Origin of the sequence: Lactobacillus sp. B4007, from assembly GCF_026535895.1 — a bacterium.
In the GTDB taxonomy this organism is placed as follows: domain Bacteria; phylum Bacillota; class Bacilli; order Lactobacillales; family Lactobacillaceae; genus Lactobacillus; species Lactobacillus panisapium.
Map to the genome: position 1 here is coordinate 249,054 of NZ_JAFNPA010000003.1, position 15,935 is coordinate 264,988.

Consider the following 15,935-nt stretch of genomic DNA (forward strand, 5'->3'; position numbering starts at 1 on the left):
GTTAAAATAGTCTAATGTCGGTTGGTTCTTTTTTGATATTAGCAATATTAGCAAAATGGTGTTCCCACTGATTAGTTTTGTGTTTAATTGCATCTTGCTTTAATAGGAAATTGAGCAGGATTAATTTATCAGAAGCATCCAAAAAGAGGTAACTTTGCGGAATCGCAATTGACGGTAATATCTGTCTTATTTTTGACAATGCAACTTTCTTCATTGAAGTAGTTGCAAGAATAGGGAGGATACAGCCCGTATTTTTGGGAAGGAAGTAATCATAAATCTCATTAAAATCATCACGTTGGATATTCTGACCAATCTTAGCTAAGACTTGCGCATTGTCACGAATCGCCGGGGCGCAGGTCAAAAATAACTGAATGCCTCCCTGAGGACCAGTTGTGTAAACAAAGGCCTGAAATTTTTCCTTAAAAAATCTTTTACGGTACTCGATAATTTTAGTTCCTTGTAAGATCTGGTTGACGTATTCTGGATGAATTGACATTAGTAGTGTTGGTAACTGGGGATCATAAAAATTACTTATTTTTTTCATAGATATTAACCGTTAAAACTTTTATTTTTATAAATTATAACACTTGCAAAAACAAAATTGGGTATACAAAAAGCCTGCAATAATGCAGGCTTTTTATTGAATTAAAACTAATTAATCCTTGTCAACGCTGTCTGGAAATGTAGCTAAACGTTCACCTTCACCGAGTTCTTCTTCGATTTCAAGTAAACGGTTGTACTTTTCAACACGTTCTGAACGAGCTGGGGCACCAGTCTTAAGTTGACCACCGTTAACAGCAACAGCAAAGTCAGCGATGAATGTGTCACCAGTTTCACCTGAACGATGAGAAATCATGGTGTTGTAACCATTCTTACGTGAAAGACGGATAGTTTCCAAAGTTTCAGTAACAGTACCGATTTGGTTCAACTTGATTAATGATGCGTTACCTGCACCTTCCTTGATAGCTTTAGTTAAAAGCTTAGGATTAGTACAAATGAAGTCATCTAACACAATTTGAATTCTGTCTTTATGGCTTTGAGTGAATTTGATCATACCATCAACATCGTTTTCATCGTATGGGTCTTCAATTGAAATCAATTCTGGGAACTCATCAAGCAACTTGTCGTAGTATTCTGCTAATTGTTCATCGTCAAATACCTTACCTTCGAAGTGGTACTTGCCGTCTTCTTTGTTGTAGAAGTATGAAGCAGCACAGTCACAAGCAATGGCAATGTCTTCACCAGGCTTGTAACCAGCTTTAACGATAGCATCGTGTAAAGCTTGTAAAGCTTCTTCAGAATTCTTCATGTTAGGAGCGAAACCACCTTCGTCACCGAGGCCAGTTTCGTAACCCATGTCTTCAAGAACTTTCTTCAAAGTGTGGTAAGTGTTAACAATCTTTTCAAAACCATCACGGAATGAAGTCTTCTTAACTGGGGTAATCATGAATTCTTGTACATCAATACCGTTGTCTGCGTGCTCACCACCGTTAATAACGTTGTGGAAAGTTTGTGGCATTTCAAGGTCAGTACCGCCAAGGTATCTGTACAAAGGTTGGTGACTGTCTTTAGCAGCTGCATCAGCAGTAGCCATTGACACACCTAAAATGGCATTAGCACCAAGTTCAGCCTTGTTTGGTGTACCATCTAATTCGATCATAACACGGTCGATATTAGCTTGGTCGTGTGGGTCTAATCCCTTTAAAGCTTCAGCAATCTTAGTATTAACATTGTTAACTGCTTTAGAAACACCTTTACCACCAACACGGTCGCCGCCATCACGTAATTCAACTGCTTCGTTTTCACCAGTTGAAGCACCTGATGGAACTTCAGCCTTACCTACGACACCGTTTGAAAGAGTAACAAAAGCTTCTACAGTTGGGTTACCACGTGAATCATAGATTTCCAGTGCATGAACATTTTCAATGACTGATTTTAACATCTAAAAACCTCCTAAATAATAAATGCTGTACTAACGTCTAGTACATACATTAAGAGGAGCAAGGGCTCCATCTCTACAGAACAAATTTTAGCCTAACTTTGTGATTATGTAAACATTTGTAAACGATTTCTAGTGTTAAAAAAATTTAAAAAGATTTTGTCGCTTTTTTAAGTAATTTGCTTTATCATTTAGCTATACATTTTTAAGTTTGAATGGTTTATTTTCTATATAAGGATGCTTTTTTATGGAAGAAGTAAAATTAATAATTGATTCTGGCTCTAATGATCGTGCTAGTGAAAAGTTAACAGTTGTTCCTTTAACAATTACAATTGCAGGTAAAGATTTCCTTGATAATGAAGATCTTGATATGGATGACTTTTTAAGTAGCATGGAAACAAACACAGAAGAAGGAAGAACCTCTTGTCCAAGCATTGATGAATGGCTCAAAGCTCTTGAAGGTAGTAAACGAGCTATTATGTTGACAATTACTAGTGGCTTAAGTGGTAGTTTCTCATCAGCTTACCAGGCAAAACAAATTTATGAAAAAGATAATCCGGGCAGCAAGGTAATCGTGGTTGATTCCCGAACAGCTGGCCCAGAAATTTCAATTATAAGGGAAGAAATTGAGCGTCTAGTTAATAGTAAAACAAGATTTGTAGACATCGAACAAAAAATTTCGCAATATAAAACGCACACTCATCTGCTGGTTATTTTGCAATCATTACATAATTTAGCGTTAAATGGTCGGGTCAATATTGCGGTGGCCAAGGTTGCCAAAATGTTAAATATTGACGTGGTAGGAACGGCCAGTAATGAAGGCAAGCTTGAGCCCATTTCAAAAGTGCGGGGAATGAAACGAGCATTTAAAGAAGTTCTAAAATTAATGGAAGAGCGCAAATACCGTGGTGGACGAGTAATTATTGATCAGTGTCGAAATGAGAAGGACGCAGAAACCTTAAAGCAAAAGATCCTTTCTCTTTATCCGCAAGCTGATATTATTATTCGATCGATGCGCGGATTATGTTCCTTTTACGCTGAAGAGGGCAGTCTGATGATTGGCTTTGACGACCTTTAATTTTTAACAGCAGCAGTTCAACATGATAATGTGAACTACTTTTTTAGTTAAAAAATCTTATTGAACTGATACTTATAAATTACGAATTATTCATTATGAGATTAACTTTTTTGCAGAGTTAATCTCTTTTTTGTGCTGTTTCAGACTTAAATTACACGGTTTGCTGAAACCGATTACAATAAACTGTCAAATCATGTTTAAATCTACTTTTTAACGTGCTAAAATATCGTATGGGTAATAATTTACATTTTAATTCGTTATTTGTCTCTTAGGAAACGAATAATACTTTTTCGTGTAGTTTTTTGAATTTTGAAGGAATTATCTCATTCATTTTTTTGAGTGAGTAAACGGAGGAATTAGAATGGATTTAGTTAAAACAGTTATTGCCCTTATTCCCATAGTTTGGTTAGTCATATCTTTGGGTGTTTTTCATGTACGTGGAGACGTTGCATGTGCAATTGGATTTGTTGGCGCAATTGTGCTTAGCGTTTTGGGTTTTAACTTTTCGTTTATAAATAGTATTACTGCTGGTATGGATGGCATTATGATGGCAATTTGGCCTATCATTTATGTAATCATATCGGCTCTTTTTATTTACAATATTAGTAAAAAATCAGGCGGACTTGATACTATCATGTCGATGCTTACTTCGATCACAAAAGATATAAGGATTTTGGTATTGATTCTTGCTTGGGGCTTAGGTGGCTTTTTAGAAGCAGTTGCAGGCTTTGGTACTTCGGTTGCTATTCCAGCAAGTATTTTAATTATTTTGGGAATGAACCCACTTAAAGCTGCAGTTGTGTGTCTAATTGCCAATACTGCTCCAACTGCTTTTGGTGCTGTAGGTTTACCAATTACAACTTTGGCAAAGGTTACGGGGCTTGGATCTACAGAATTATCTTATTTTGTAGCTATCCAATTGTTCTTTTTGATTATGATCATTCCGTTCATTTTAGTACTGCTTACATCTGGGAAAGGCCTGAAATCTTTTAAAGGAAATGGCGTACTTTTCTCGACGTTTATGGCCGGCTTTATCTTTGCGGTTCCACAAATTTTCATTACTAAATATATGGGGCCAGAATTACCATCAATTGTAGGCGCGATTATTTGTATTTTATCTTTAGTTTTCATCACTAAACTATATGCTCATAAAGGGCAGGAAGCAACACCACAACCCGATACTGATACTGACACCGTTACTAAAACAACTGGAGATAAAATTAAAGCTTGGCTACCATTTATTTTGGTATTTGTCTTAATTATTTTTACCTCTTCACTGTTTCCATCAATCAAGGATGCTTTAGCTAATGTCAAAACAAGTTTTCACTTCTACAATGGCCTTGGTGCTAAACCAGTCGATATAGACTGGCTATCATCTCCCGGTACTCTGATTCTATTATCAAGTTTTATTGGTGGCGCAATTCAAGGGTTATCATTAAAACAAATGTTTTCAGTGCTTTTTGACACGATTAAACAACTGACCAAAACTATTGTAACCGTTTGTGCTATTGTAGGTTTGTCAAAAGTAATGGGTTATAGTGGAATGATTGCTACAATCGCAATCAGCTTGGTTAAATTAACTGGACCTTTTTACCCGGTAATTTCGCCAATCATTGGTGTTCTAGGCATCTTTATTACTGGTAGTGATACTTCTGCCAACGTATTATTCGGAGCTTTGCAAGTACAGGCAGCTAACGCGTTGAGTGTTAACCCTTATTGGCTAGCAGCTGCTAATATGGCTGGTGCAACTGCTGGTAAAATGATTTCACCACAAAGTATTGCTATTGCAACTGGTGCCACTAAGCTTGAAGGTCAAGAAGGCATACTTTTGAAAAAGGCTCTTCCATATTGTGTAATGTATACATTGGCACTGTGTGTGATTGTTTTTGTACTTGGTAAGATACTCTACATGTTATAAAGAAGTTTAATGACATATTGACTTTATTTTGTAAAACAGTTATCTGTTATTGCAAGTAAAGAAGGACTAATTTCATTTTGAAATTAGTCCTTTTTGCTTATAAAAACACTGCCTTAATAAAAGCAGTGACTACTTTGTTTTAGTTTAATTAGTTGAATTTCTTAGAGTAGAAAAATAAAAATATGCTGCGACAAGGTAAAGCATAAGATGGCTAAAGAAGTAGCACCGATGACATCAGATGGATAATGCGCTTTTAAACTAATCCTTGATATCACTACCATTATCCAAATGACGGCTAGTGTAATTATTAGGCCATTACCAAATTTTGTTCCAAAAAGTTCCCAAATAATTAAGACCATAATAGTAGTTCCTAAAACATGACCACTAGGAAAGCTATAGCCGTCTTCAAGACTAGAGTGCATGAGTGGCCTCTTACGGTGCATCCACTTTTTTAATAGCAGCCCGCTTAAATCGGTAAAGCCAAGGGTAAATAAAACCCAAAGTGCGGCTAAATCCTTTTGCTCGTTAATTAAGAAACTAGCCAAAAAAATATCCCAAACTACTAAAAGTTTCGGGTCATTAATAAAAGCGATTATTTGCCAACTAAAACCATCATGTCGCCTAACTAATTTGTGGTGGAGCCAATGGTCAAACAGGTTAAATCGACGTGAATTTCTAATGTTAAAAATAAGTAGCACCAGTATTAGAGCGGACATAATTGCAATCCAGATATTTAAATACAAGATAAATCCCTACCTATCAAACTTTATTCGACTGTATTTTACCAGTTACCAAGGTTTCAATATACTTTAAAGGTCACTCTTGAGTAAAACTTAAGGAAATTGCTAATAATCAATGCTTTTGCTCGTCAACTTGTCATTGATTCAGTTAAAATGCTGAGCAACTTAACTTGAAAAAATTTAGCAAACGAATTCTGTATAGCTTAATAAATCAAGTTCTAATGCATGTCTTAAAAACTTAGCTTGAAAAAATATTAGCTTTGATCATAAAATATTACAATCTTACAAGTCTAAATAGGAGAAATTAGAGGATAAAAAAACAAGAAAGTTTTACCATATTACTCGAATTTTTTTTGTTTAGTTCTTAGAAAAATACGATCGATTCTTATAGTAGTTTGTAAATCAAATGGAGTTATTTCTTTTAATCTACTTGATTTAAGATGGATTTTAGAACTATCCAATACATAGAAGGAACAAAAATGAAGAAAGAAAACGGGATTATAGAAAGCCTAATTGATATCCATCATCATATTTCTAAATGGAAAAAAGAAAGTTTAGATCGATCAGGACTAAAAAATGCTTATTTAAAACTTGATTTTTGCTTATGGTACTGTATTTTAATGCTAGTGCAAGATTTGAATTTTAATTACGATGGTACTGAAGCTGCAAATGTTATGGGTCCACTTTTTGCTTTTGACGTAGTTGCAGAAATATGGACTGGTTTTTACTATCAACATACTATCATTCAAAAAAATAAGTCTAATAATATCAGTAATTCAATGAAAAGTTGGATTCTAATTAATACTTTTATAAGGATGGGCCTAATCTCCACAACCATTATGTTGTTAATTTGTACTTATACCAAAATGAAATTTAGTCTTCGACCGGTACTAATAATTTCAATAATAATTGGTTTAATAGGAGATGGACTTCAAATTTGCTTTTTAATGAAGATATGTCGAAAATCGCAAGATAAATATTAATAGCAATTGTTTATCTTTGCTTAAATTTTTTGCATCAAATGACAATCCGCTTTTTAAAAAGTTTATCATGCGATTTCTGTACGGCATCATAAATCAAAGTCTAATGCCTGTCTTAGAAACTTAGCTTGAAAAAGTACTAACTTTGATCATAGGATATTACGATGTTAAAGGTTTAAATAGGAGAAATTAGAGGATGAAAAAACAAGAAACAGTTCTCGAAGCGTTAAAAGATATTTTTCACCACATAAAAAAATGGGCAGATCCGGATCTTGCTTTAAAGAGAGGAGTTCTGTTACCAGTTGCAATTGTGTTTTTGTGTTTTCCTAATATATTATTTTTTCAAAAAAATGATTTTAAACGTGGCTTGGTAGCAATAATCCTTTTAATCACGGTTTTAATTGATCTTTTTGACTACCAGTATTTACTAAAAAAATGTATTAATAATGGTAAATTTACAACACAAATCGAACATTGTAGTTTAGTTATTTCTGGTTTAAGAGGAATGGTTTTCTTAATAGCGGTAATAGAATTAATCCAGTCTTTAGTCAAAATTAAGCTGAATTTGTGGTTAATAGCTTTGCTTAGTATCGTGGCAATTGCGTTAGGTGTAGTTTTCCAAAAAATATTTATTAGACATTGTTTTAAGTTTAAATAAACAATATGTTAATGCGAATTTTAACAGTCAGATAAATAAGGGACAGCTATAAACTTATGTTAGCAAAGCTTTAAACAAAATTAGTAGTTTTAAAAATCTAACTTAAATCTTGAAGCTTTTGGTAAAAATTAATCACAATTATTGATCCGTTGGTTATAGAAATAATTGTTATTAGTGCACCTAAAAGAATTCCCAAGTTATATGAAGGTGAATTTGAAAAAGAGTTAAATAAGTAGCTGTTAAATATTGTAATTACAGAGTTAAAAATTAAGAAAGCAAAACTAGAAACTAGTAATAAAATTAGTTTCTTTTTTTGCTTAAAGCGAGCCCAATCATTGAATAAAAACAAGTAAATAATAGAAAATGCAATATTGATAATTGATGGATAAAGAATAATAGTTTTAATACCAAAAAATCTCAAATAAGAAAGTAAAGTTAAGATCAACACTATTATGTATATCAATAAACTAATGTAATATTTTGTTTTACTATTTTTGATCTCAGTAATATCTTGATGAAGAAAGTCATCTAAAGTGATATTAAAAATCACACTCAGTCTGGATAAGGTTTCAAGATCTGGTGAACTACGATCATTTTCCCAGCTTGAAATTGTTTTTCTTGATACAAGTAATTTATTGGCTAGTTGTTCCTGAGTGAAACCTTGTTTAGTACGATAAAATTTGATTTGCTTACCTAATTCCATTCTAATGAGCCCTTTTTCTATATAATAATATTATTTAAACATTAATTCTTTTTCAAAACAATTTAATTTTGGAGTAGGGCTTTTTTCATTTGAAATTTTATTAGGTAGCGTTTACGCCGTTATAACGTCGTTTATTAGTTCCACATTTTTTTATTTTTAAATTAAAGCTTGATATGATGGCTTGTTTACCAATGTCTCATAAACTTAGCTTGAGTAAAGAAAGATTTTGACTATAAAATAATAACATCATGAAAAGAAATAAAAATTAAAAAGGCGGTTTTATATGCTAAAAATTGAACATCTTAGTAAAAAGTATGGTGACAAGGTCGCACTAGATGATATTAGTTTTGTAGCTGAACCTAATAAAATTTTAGGTCTAATTGGTCAAAACGGTGCTGGTAAAACTACAACTTTTCATAGTATTTTGAACTTTATTAGCTATGACGGTAAAATTTCATGGAAAAATAAGGAGATAAATGAAGATTGCTTTGATCAGATCGGTTATTTACCTGAAGAGCGCAGTTTAATGCAAAAGTTGACGCTTCAAGAACAAATTGTTTATTATGCTCAACTTAAAGGGATGAAAAAGCAAGATGTGTTAAATAAAATCGATGCTTGGCTTGATCGCTTTGAAGTCAATGGAAATAAATCTGATAAAATAAAGACTTTATCAAAGGGCAATCAGCAAAAAGTTCAATTGATCTGTACTTTAATTCATCAACCAAAATTAATTATCTTGGACGAGCCATTTAGTGGGCTTGATCCAATTAATGCGGAATTACTAAAGACGGCAATTCTGGATGCCAAGAATAATGGAGCTATCATCATTTTTTCAAGTCATGATATGGCAAATGTTGAGGAAATTTGCGATTCACTTTTGATGCTTCGAAAAGGTCAGACTGTTTTAAAGGGTCCGGTTGAAGAAATTCGAAATTCGTTTTCTAAAAATGAAATTCTTTTCAAAACAGTTACACCACTAGCGGAACTAATTAAATTACCACATGTTCAAACTGTCGAGCCGAGGAAAAATAATCGCTATTTATTAAGAATAGATGACGAAAAAAACGGTCCTGCAGTCTTTACAGCCTTGACAAAGGGTCAGTATATTGAAGAATATCAGCAGCAGGCACCACCTTTAGATGAAATTTTTCGGATGAAAGCGAGTGAAAAGAATGCGTAAATTTGCGATTGTTGCATGGCACACATTTTGTAAACAAGTAAAATCATGGTCTTTCGTGATGTTAATTTTAGGACCACTTTTAATTGTAGCTGTTACATTTGGAACTGTTTATTTTCTTAGTAATAGTTTGGGGGCTACGGAAGACACTTATGCTGTTGTCAGCAATAACCCAAACGTAAGTAAATCTTTTGCAAAAGCTAATTCTAAAGATTACGTTGATGACACAATCAAGACGGTTTCAATTGCTAAAAAGAGCTTACAAAACGATGATATCGACGGTTATGTGGATATCGAAGTTAACAATGGTCGGATTCAAGCCGACTACTTTGGTACCAAGAAAATTGATTCAAGTTTCAAAAAGAGGTTAGTAAAATACCTGAAACAACTTCAAAATGAGCGTAGCAAGAAAGATTCTAAACTAAACTTATCTCAGTCTAATCTGGCTCCTGTACTAAGTGAACATTTGCAGAAAATGTCTGCTAGTCTTGGTGAAAATCCTTATCTTTCTTTATCGACTATATTTGTAATTATGTTTGTTATCGTTGGAATTTATACGAATATTGCCGCACAAGAAATTGCTGCTGATAAAGGAACTAAGGTAATTGAGGTTATCTTTTCAAGTATTTCTGCTGTTAAATATTTCGCTGGAAAGATTACTGGTATTTTAGGACTCGTAGTTTTCCAATTATTGATTTACTTAATTATCGGAGCTACTGGATTAGAAATAATTAGGCATATACCGTATTTTGCTTCTTTTATGGCACAAACTAATTTATTAGCTGACGCCAAAGCCATTGTCCAAAGTCTTTTAGGAATTAGGCTGGTATATCTTTTATTGGGAATAGTCCTTTTTACGGTTTTATCAGCTTATTGTGGAGCCGTAGTTAAGCGGGCTGAAGACACCTCAAAAGCTACACAGCCTGTTAGTTACTTCTTATATTTAGTCCTGTTTATTGGAATAGCATTTAGTGATATCAGTGCACTAAAGAATCCCGGAATGATTGTTTTATCATTCATTCCCGGATTCTCATCATTCATCATGCCTCTACGCTTGATTACTAAAACGGCTACTAATTGGGAGAGTGCCATATCACTGCTTATTTTAATTGGATGCATTGTTTTCTTGGTATTTTCTATTGGTAAATCATATAAACGTTTAATGTTACAAAATGATAATAGGCCATTTTGGCAAAAACTAAAGAAGTCATAGCTAAAATGGACAACAATTAAACAACAATTATAAAAACAAATTGAGTAAAATTGTAAAATTAATTTTGCAGTTTTGCCAATATCATGTATAATTATGATTGTTGTGGAGAGTTGGCAGAGTGGTAATGCACCGGACTCGAAATCCGGCGAACCAAGTTTTCCTTGGCGCGCAGGTTCAAATCCTGTACTCTCCTTTAAATAGTGGCTTAAACCGTTGATATTACAGCGTTTATATTCATCAGGTTCGCCAAATGTTCGCCGAAGTATAAAAAAGCCTATCTTTTTATTTAGATAGGCTTTTATATTTCATCAAGAATTTCTTCAACGATGTCATCTTGTTGAGCTTTATATTCGTCTAGCATATAGGCATAAGTTTTAGCCGTTATAGTCATATTTGAGTGCCCTAAACGTTTTGAAATTGCATATAGGTCGACACCTTTAAATAGTAGCAGGGCAACGTGGGTATGTCTTAAACTGTGAAAATGGAAACCGATACGATCAATATTACTTTCTTTTAAATGAATGTGTAAAACTTTATTTATACCAGCTTGTGATGGAATTTGACCAGAGCTATTTGCAAAAACTGAGTTTTGATTGTTTTTCTTGAGTTGGGAAAGTAGTTCAAGTAAACTATCATTAACTCTAATCGTTCTTATAGAAGACTGAGGTTTTGGTAATTGAAATTGTTTTCTTTTTGAAATTGATGTCTGACCATTCAAGAGCCATAATTTCACCAATTCGCATTCCAGTATAAAGAGCAGTTATAATCATATAACGGCTAGTAAAACGAAGACTGATTCCTTTTTCTAGGTTTTCAAGCAGTGTAATAACTTCTTTATTAGTTAAATAATCTATGTTTCTAGTCTTGCTCTTATCCCAAATTAAATTGATTTGTTTGGTAAAATCTGTAGTGATAATTTTATCTGAAATTGCATCATTAACACAAGCACTTATTGTACTATGATTTTTTTGCACGGTTATTTTTGCATGGTTGCTGCCATATTCATTAATAAAATTTTGATATTGAGAACGATTGATTTTACTTATTTTTTTGTTTCTAAAATATTTATTTATAAATTTGATAATATCTGTCTACTGATGTAGTTGTTTTACCAGGGATGCGGTAGGTTTTTGCCCATTCTAAAAAAATAGGGTCATAATTCGTGATTTGATTCTGATCTTTTCTAACTTCAAATTCATTGGCCCACTTTTTAGCTTGCATTTTTGTGGTAAAGCCACTTTTTGTTTTATATTTTTTGTTTTATATTTACGGGTATTATCCGTATCATACCATGACACTTGTGCTTGCCAACTATTACCATGCTTTTTTATATAAGCCACTATTTTACTCCTTATTATGTGCTAAAATAGGGTAGACTAAGGCACTAACCTGAAGTCACTTTCATGAAGCCCTTAAGAATAAGTTTTCCAGACGAGTTCTTAAGGGCTTTTTGCTTTACTCAGATTTTTCTATTTTATAAAAAAATTCTAAATCGGATCCTTTTAGAGTCTTCATTTTTTTCTTTACTCTATATTTAAGCTCTATATTTACAATCTTTGACCATTTTTCTTTAAAACTAGCTGGTAAAACATCTGGATATGCTCCTGAAGTCCAATTTGAGCTATCAATTATAGTATGTTCATTTAAAGTTTGTGGATTATGAACATTTATAACTTTTAAATCATATTTTAAATTCATGCACTCAACATCATTATTATGACATTTATAATCAAACTTCAAATTTGGCTTCATATTAGTATTTTTTGATTTATTTAAATTCTCAAAAATTTCATATACTTGATCCTTATTAACTTCCAAACTAGCTACAAAAAAGTAATCATTACCATGAACTAATTCTTCATTAGTTTTTTTTGAAAGTTTTTCTTTTCTAATTGTATCTGACATGTTTTCATCATCACAAATCACCTTTTTATCACTATCTAAAGTATAGAAACTTAGGGTTTTAAGTTTATTATTATCTCACATTATTTCCCTCCTTGTTCAATCCAATCTTTTGCCGAGTCGTTAGATTGTGTATATTTTTGTATTCCTTTTTCAAAAGTGGCTTGATCTATTTCAATATCACCATTTTTATTTAGCATTCCAAGTTGACTAGCAATTTCCTTATCTGCCTCCAGCCTATCTTCGCCTTGTAGTGATAAGGCTTTCTTAACTTGATCGCTTAAGCTTGGCAAATTATCAACTAGATGCTTTGATTGCCAAGGTTCTTTGGCAGGCCTCTCAGGTGGAATAGTACGATCATCTATCAGTTTAGAATCCTTAGCAATTATATATTTCTTCTTTGTTAGACGATAAAATTTTTTACCTTTTACTTTTTTGGTACCAAGAATTTTATATAAATTGCCCTTAGCAAAAGGTCGTGCTTTTTTGTTTTTTTTGCCCTTAGCATTATATGCTGGCATATTAGAATTTAATAATATTACTGTGCCTACAGTATGAGCACTGACCACGTTTGTACTGGTGGCTAATAATGTTAGTGAAGCAACTCCTGCTGCCATTAACTTTTTAAATTTCATAACAGTTTACCTCTCAAAAATCTGCCATAGGTTTAATGTCGTTGGTGTGATGGACGAAATATTAATAACATACTTCATTTAATAAATATTGGTATTTTTTAGGTATACCAAAAGCATCTGCAAAATCATAAATAGAATCAAATTCAATATCAGATTCCTCATAATATTTTCGTAAAAGTTTAACTGCAAAAATATTTGCCTTACATTCATTTTTGGACATATTTGAATAAGTATCTTTGCTAGTAACCAAATCTTCCTTCGTACACATTGCATGCCCGATTTCATGTGCTAAAATAAATGGTTTTTCATTCGCAACTTGCCAATGATCATTCAAAAAAATAACCCTTGGATAACGGTAAGAATAAGATTTTTGGTTAGGATCTAATTCTGACTTACAAAAAGCATGTATATGGTGGCGCTTACAGTAATCGATTAACCACTGCATTAAATCCTCATAGTAACTTATCATAATTCGTCATCCTCATCTTCTTCAGACTGTTGAGAGCTTCAAGATGATTTTTGACATATTGCTCAGCTAGGGCTTTATACATATCTTTTAAATCATCAGGAATTCTTCCACCATATGCCATTCCAAAATCTTGCCAAGTCAATCCCTTCTCAGAAAAAACAGGTTTGATACCTTCTAAAAACTCTGGAGTTGTAATTAAAATATCAGCAACTTTTTTAAGCTAGTTTTGCTAGGATGTTTTTTGTTTTTCCAACTATAGATTAAATTAGTTGACATCCCAGCTTTTTCTGCTAATTTTTGTAAACTTAGGCCCTTTTTTTGAGCTAATTCGTAGATTCTTTTATATATAGAATAGTTATTCATAGTACCTCGAAAATTATTAACTTTTTTATTCTTTTGGTATAAAAATCAATGCTTTTTTATTTTTTATCTTAAAAATTAAGTTAAAAAAGGAAGTGAGAATATGCCAACACTAACTCTCGGAAGGAAGCTAGTTCAAGAATATCTTGAAAATAACCATATGAAGATTACAGAACTAGCTAAAATTTATGGAATTAAGCAACAAGATGCTACCGATTACATCAGTGGCCGTAAGTCAAACCCAGCTGCTAATCGTTTTATTTTGGCGATTGTGCATGACTTAAAACTATAAAAGAAGGTGATACTAATGAATGAAATTCAAACATTTAATTTTGAAAAGGAAAAAGTCAGGACATTAATTATTAATAACCAGCCATTTTTTGTTGCTAAGGATGTAGCTGAAATTATAGGTACAGCGATACGAATCAAGCTATTTGAGAAACGGTAAACAATCCTATTCCGGACAATTGTTTGGATTTTGATAGTAAATCTGATGCATATGAAGCACTAGCTAAAGCCTTTCAACCTGAACTTGACAAGGTTTTAGAAATTACTATTACATTGGTACCTAATAAAAGAAATCCACAAAATCCTTTTAGAAATTGTGAATTTGTCATTTTAGGAGGTAATTTAAATGAACGGAAAACAGACTGAATTTGATGGAAGCATAGATAATTTTAAAACCAAGAATAGTGAAACCACTATCCAGGTTAAAACAACAAGCAGTAATCTATCGCTTGATAGCTAAAGTGGAGTATCAGATGGTGCAATTAGGGTCTATCTTGAATCGAGTTAGCTGAAATGACAGAAGAACCGTTTCTAGATGATTAATTATGGCACTAGAAAATCTAGTCAATTACGCAATTAGCTATGCATCACATGGATTTTCTGTAATACCTATCGGCGCGACTAAACGATCATTAATTAAGTTTGCTAATTGACCACCGTTCACCATAGATGAAATTAAACGGGTATGGCAACTCTATCCACTTGCCAATATTGCTCTTAAAACGGATAAGTTTTTGTGATTGATGCTATCAAGCAATTAAAGCTTGCTTTGACAGCTCACGATAGCCCTTTAGAACGATTTTGAAATCATTTGTATATAGATCTGAAAAGTAGCTGATAAGGTTCAATATAGCGATTCTAGATAAGATGATTTAAAGCGTTACGCATTATGTCAATTTGCCGATACGATAGACACATTCAAGATATACTATGATGTGAGTTTCAAGGCTTTTAAAAAGTCGAGGAAAAGCCGAAGGACTGATTGGGATTGCAGATGCTATATTAGTCTTATCTATAAGTATTATCAAGAAAAAATAATTCTTGAAAGCTGTTAACAATTTTTAAATTTATACTCCTTTCATTGAGTTCTGGCAATAATTGAAATCCGGTTCCAGTTCTGATGCCGGAATAGACATGTGAAGACCCATTGCTGGCTTAAGAGGACCAGCACCGCTACGTGGCAAGCATATCATATGCGCCGTTGGTGTATCGGAAACACAGTTGGTTCTAAACTAATTTAACTGGTCAAATCCTAGCTTGCGTTTAGAAAAATAGATAAGTGCTACAATAGTCATGAAAAAGATAAACAAAGTTGTAGAAATTTTAGAATGAGGAGGACATTTTGGATACATATGGTAGATGTATAGATTGTGGAGAGAAAATTCCTAAAAATAGAACCAAATACTGTTGTGATATATGTAAAAAAAGGATGAGAATTTATAACGAGTCAATAAAAAGAAGGATGAAAAGCTTTGATTTATCAGCAAAAAATTATAAAGAAAAGTGGGAAAATCGTTGGAAAAACCATGAAGATATTTCTTTGAGAAGACTATATAAGAGAGACAAAGGACGTTGCTATATTTGTAAGAAGACATTACTAAAACCTGAAAAAGGGTACGACAAAAATAGTGATAATGCTCCACAAGTTGATCACGTTATGCCACTTGCTAAAGGCGGAAAACATTTATGGAGTAATGTAAAACTTATTTGCAAAAAATGTAATTCTAAAAAGGGTGATAAATTACCTGATGATGAATATAGCGAAAACTAAATATTAGAAGCATATTATTATATAGGGACGGATTACCGCCTTTTTTTGTGCCCAAAATCAGTATATGTTGGAATGATAGGATTGATCAAGAAAGAATAATAATT

21 protein-coding genes and 1 tRNA gene are annotated in these 15,935 nt (G+C 32.9%); 10 read left to right on the forward strand and 12 right to left on the reverse strand.

Annotated features, from left to right (window positions below):
- Window position 1: 1 nt before the first annotated feature.
- Window positions 2-544 (reverse strand): hypothetical protein, encoded by a 543-nt coding sequence (locus J3U54_RS06400; RefSeq protein WP_267385500.1) that lies wholly within the window; start codon window positions 542-544, stop codon window positions 2-4.
- A 111-nt stretch (window positions 545-655) separates the two neighbouring features.
- Window positions 656-1,942 carry a phosphopyruvate hydratase gene (gene eno / locus J3U54_RS06405; protein ID WP_103751734.1) on the reverse strand — a complete coding sequence of 429 codons (1,287 nt, stop codon included), beginning with the start codon at window positions 1,940-1,942 and terminating at the stop codon, window positions 656-658.
- Between the two features lie 244 nt (window positions 1,943-2,186).
- Here eno and J3U54_RS06410 point away from each other — a divergent pair, with 244 nt between their 5' ends.
- On the forward strand, window positions 2,187-3,017 hold the full coding sequence (locus tag J3U54_RS06410) for a DegV family protein (RefSeq protein ID WP_220234605.1): 831 nt from the start codon (window positions 2,187-2,189) through the stop codon (window positions 3,015-3,017).
- A 361-nt stretch (window positions 3,018-3,378) separates the two neighbouring features.
- Entirely contained in the window at window positions 3,379-4,935 is a 1,557-nt protein-coding gene (locus J3U54_RS06415; RefSeq protein ID WP_267385501.1) for an L-lactate permease, read from the forward strand.
- Between the two features lie 161 nt (window positions 4,936-5,096).
- On the opposite strand, the gene J3U54_RS06420 is transcribed toward J3U54_RS06415, so the two are convergent.
- Entirely contained in the window at window positions 5,097-5,651 is a 555-nt protein-coding gene (locus tag J3U54_RS06420; protein ID WP_220221184.1) for a phosphatase PAP2 family protein, read from the reverse strand.
- A 503-nt stretch (window positions 5,652-6,154) separates the two neighbouring features.
- On the opposite strand from J3U54_RS06420, the gene J3U54_RS06425 reads away from it, so the two are divergent.
- On the forward strand, window positions 6,155-6,658 hold the full coding sequence (locus J3U54_RS06425) for a hypothetical protein (RefSeq protein WP_267385502.1): 504 nt from the start codon (window positions 6,155-6,157) through the stop codon (window positions 6,656-6,658).
- A gap of 193 nt (window positions 6,659-6,851) precedes the next feature.
- Window positions 6,852-7,313 carry a hypothetical protein gene (locus J3U54_RS06430; protein ID WP_220219747.1) on the forward strand — a complete coding sequence of 154 codons (462 nt, stop codon included), beginning with the start codon at window positions 6,852-6,854 and terminating at the stop codon, window positions 7,311-7,313.
- A 97-nt stretch (window positions 7,314-7,410) separates the two neighbouring features.
- Here the strand turns inward: J3U54_RS06430 and J3U54_RS06435 are convergent, their stop codons facing one another.
- Window positions 7,411-8,016 (reverse strand): helix-turn-helix domain-containing protein, encoded by a 606-nt coding sequence (locus J3U54_RS06435; RefSeq protein WP_220219746.1) that lies wholly within the window; start codon window positions 8,014-8,016, stop codon window positions 7,411-7,413.
- Window positions 8,017-8,299: 283 nt separating this feature from the next.
- On the opposite strand from J3U54_RS06435, the gene J3U54_RS06440 reads away from it, so the two are divergent.
- The 3 genes from J3U54_RS06440 (at window position 8,300) to J3U54_RS06450 (ending at window position 10,599) form a co-directional block, all read left to right on the forward strand.
- Window positions 8,300-9,196: an ABC transporter ATP-binding protein gene (locus J3U54_RS06440; RefSeq protein WP_267385503.1), complete on the forward strand. Its 897-nt coding sequence runs from the start codon at window positions 8,300-8,302 to the stop codon at window positions 9,194-9,196.
- A complete protein-coding gene (locus tag J3U54_RS06445) occupies window positions 9,189-10,406 on the forward strand; it encodes an ABC transporter permease (RefSeq protein WP_267385504.1) in 1,218 nt (405 codons plus the stop codon). The genes J3U54_RS06440 and J3U54_RS06445 overlap by 8 nt, the downstream gene beginning before the upstream one ends.
- 104 nt (window positions 10,407-10,510) lie before the next feature.
- Window positions 10,511-10,599, forward strand: a tRNA-Ser gene (locus tag J3U54_RS06450).
- 105 nt (window positions 10,600-10,704) lie between these two features.
- Here J3U54_RS06450 and J3U54_RS06455 read toward each other — a convergent pair.
- From J3U54_RS06455 to J3U54_RS09085, 8 genes are all read right to left on the reverse strand, one after another.
- Window positions 10,705-11,139 (reverse strand): tyrosine-type recombinase/integrase, encoded by a 435-nt coding sequence (locus J3U54_RS06455; RefSeq protein WP_267385505.1) that lies wholly within the window; start codon window positions 11,137-11,139, stop codon window positions 10,705-10,707.
- Window positions 11,048-11,380, reverse strand: coding sequence for a tyrosine-type recombinase/integrase (locus tag J3U54_RS06460; RefSeq protein WP_267385506.1), 333 nt, complete (start codon window positions 11,378-11,380; stop codon window positions 11,048-11,050). Before J3U54_RS06460 ends, J3U54_RS06455 begins: the two co-directional genes overlap by 92 nt.
- Window positions 11,381-11,471: 91 nt before the next feature.
- On the reverse strand, window positions 11,472-11,627 hold the full coding sequence (locus tag J3U54_RS09145) for a hypothetical protein (RefSeq protein ID WP_267385507.1): 156 nt from the start codon (window positions 11,625-11,627) through the stop codon (window positions 11,472-11,474).
- A gap of 234 nt (window positions 11,628-11,861) precedes the next feature.
- Window positions 11,862-12,311: a hypothetical protein gene (locus J3U54_RS06470; RefSeq protein WP_267385508.1), complete on the reverse strand. Its 450-nt coding sequence runs from the start codon at window positions 12,309-12,311 to the stop codon at window positions 11,862-11,864.
- Between the two features lie 80 nt (window positions 12,312-12,391).
- On the reverse strand, window positions 12,392-12,943 hold the full coding sequence (locus J3U54_RS06475) for an SLAP domain-containing protein (protein ID WP_267385510.1): 552 nt from the start codon (window positions 12,941-12,943) through the stop codon (window positions 12,392-12,394).
- Window positions 12,944-13,004: 61 nt separating this feature from the next.
- The gene (locus tag J3U54_RS06480) at window positions 13,005-13,388 is read right to left on the reverse strand and encodes an ImmA/IrrE family metallo-endopeptidase (RefSeq protein WP_267385511.1); all 384 of its coding nucleotides are present in this window, start codon (window positions 13,386-13,388) and stop codon (window positions 13,005-13,007) included.
- A 7-nt stretch (window positions 13,389-13,395) separates the two neighbouring features.
- The gene (locus J3U54_RS06485; RefSeq protein WP_267385512.1) at window positions 13,396-13,554 is read right to left on the reverse strand and encodes a hypothetical protein; all 159 of its coding nucleotides are present in this window, start codon (window positions 13,552-13,554) and stop codon (window positions 13,396-13,398) included.
- 53 nt (window positions 13,555-13,607) lie between these two features.
- On the reverse strand, window positions 13,608-13,775 hold the full coding sequence (locus J3U54_RS09085) for a helix-turn-helix transcriptional regulator (protein ID WP_323848309.1): 168 nt from the start codon (window positions 13,773-13,775) through the stop codon (window positions 13,608-13,610).
- A 100-nt stretch (window positions 13,776-13,875) separates the two neighbouring features.
- Here J3U54_RS09085 and J3U54_RS06495 point away from each other — a divergent pair, with 100 nt between their 5' ends.
- The 3 genes from J3U54_RS06495 to J3U54_RS06505 all read left to right on the forward strand — a co-directional run bounded on the left by J3U54_RS06495 (window position 13,876) and on the right by J3U54_RS06505 (window position 15,831).
- The gene (locus tag J3U54_RS06495; protein WP_267385513.1) at window positions 13,876-14,064 is read left to right on the forward strand and encodes an XRE family transcriptional regulator; all 189 of its coding nucleotides are present in this window, start codon (window positions 13,876-13,878) and stop codon (window positions 14,062-14,064) included.
- A gap of 15 nt (window positions 14,065-14,079) precedes the next feature.
- Complete coding sequence (locus J3U54_RS06500) at window positions 14,080-14,220, forward strand: hypothetical protein (protein WP_267385514.1); 141 nt, start codon at window positions 14,080-14,082, stop codon at window positions 14,218-14,220.
- Between the two features lie 1,182 nt (window positions 14,221-15,402).
- The gene (locus J3U54_RS06505; RefSeq protein WP_267385516.1) at window positions 15,403-15,831 is read left to right on the forward strand and encodes an HNH endonuclease; all 429 of its coding nucleotides are present in this window, start codon (window positions 15,403-15,405) and stop codon (window positions 15,829-15,831) included.
- The last annotated feature ends 104 nt before the right edge of the window (window positions 15,832-15,935 follow it).